This is a genomic window from Bacillus sp. 22190 (assembly GCF_052045575.1).
GTDB classification, from domain to species: domain Bacteria; phylum Bacillota; class Bacilli; order Bacillales; family Bacillaceae; genus Bacillus; species Bacillus altitudinis.
In genome coordinates this window covers 1-843 of the sequence record NZ_JBQEPF010000041.1, presented here as the reverse complement: position 1 = coordinate 843, position 843 = coordinate 1, and the positions used below count along the sequence as shown (strand labels likewise).

General features: G+C 52.2%; 9 tRNA genes. All 9 read right to left on the bottom strand.

Features of this window, described 5'->3' with window-relative positions:
* Position 1: 1 nt before the first annotated feature.
* Positions 2-74 (bottom strand) — tRNA-Ala (locus ACTJKA_RS19910).
* A gap of 8 nt (positions 75-82) precedes the next feature.
* A tRNA-Pro gene (locus ACTJKA_RS19905) sits at positions 83-159 on the bottom strand.
* Positions 160-166: 7 nt separating this feature from the next.
* Positions 167-243 (bottom strand) — tRNA-Arg (locus tag ACTJKA_RS19900).
* Between the two features lie 11 nt (positions 244-254).
* Positions 255-340, bottom strand: a tRNA-Leu gene (locus ACTJKA_RS19895).
* A gap of 12 nt (positions 341-352) precedes the next feature.
* Positions 353-424 (bottom strand) — tRNA-Gly (locus tag ACTJKA_RS19890).
* Positions 425-454: 30 nt separating this feature from the next.
* Positions 455-537, bottom strand: a tRNA-Leu gene (locus tag ACTJKA_RS19885).
* Positions 538-544: 7 nt separating this feature from the next.
* Positions 545-620 (bottom strand) — tRNA-Lys (locus ACTJKA_RS19880).
* Between the two features lie 37 nt (positions 621-657).
* Positions 658-733: transfer RNA gene (locus ACTJKA_RS19875), tRNA-Thr, on the bottom strand.
* 33 nt (positions 734-766) lie between these two features.
* Positions 767-842: transfer RNA gene (locus ACTJKA_RS19870), tRNA-Val, on the bottom strand.
* Position 843 lies beyond the last annotated feature (1 nt).

Here is an 843-nt window from a genome sequence, read left to right as displayed (position 1 = left end):
GTGGAGCCTAGCGGGATCGAACCGCTGACCTCCTGCGTGCAAGGCAGGCGCTCTCCCAGCTGAGCTAAGGCCCCATAAAAGATGGTCGGGAAGACAGGATTCGAACCTGCGACCCCTTGGTCCCAAACCAAGTGCTCTACCAAGCTGAGCTACTTCCCGATCTTAATGGCGCGCCCGAGAGGAGTCGAACCCCTAACCTTTTGATCCGTAGTCAAACGCTCTATCCAATTGAGCTACGGGCGCTTATTTTATAATGCCGAGGGCCGGACTTGAACCGGCACGGTAGTCACCTACCGCAGGATTTTAAGTCCTGTGTGTCTGCCAATTCCACCACCCCGGCGTGGATGGTATAAGCGGAAGACGGGATTCGAACCCGCGACCCCCACCTTGGCAAGGTGGTGTTCTACCACTGAACTACTTCCGCATTACAGGATTTCTTTATGTTGTTTGGCAATGCGGGTGAAGGGACTTGAACCCCCACGTCATAAAGACACTAGATCCTAAGTCTAGCGCGTCTGCCAATTCCGCCACACCCGCATGAAAATGGTGAGCCATGAAGGACTCGAACCTTCGACCCTCTGATTAAAAGTCAGATGCTCTACCAACTGAGCTAATGGCTCGCTTTTAAAGCGACTTGTCTATCTTACCATATGAAAGTGGTGCCGGCAAGAGGACTTGAACCCCCAACCTACTGATTACAAGTCAGTTGCTCTACCAGTTGAGCTACACCGGCTTTATCTATCCTAACATTATGTAAGAATAAATATGGTGGAGGATGACGGGCTCGAACCGCCGACCCTCTGCTTGTAAGGCAGATGCTCTCCCAGCTGAGCTAATCCTCCA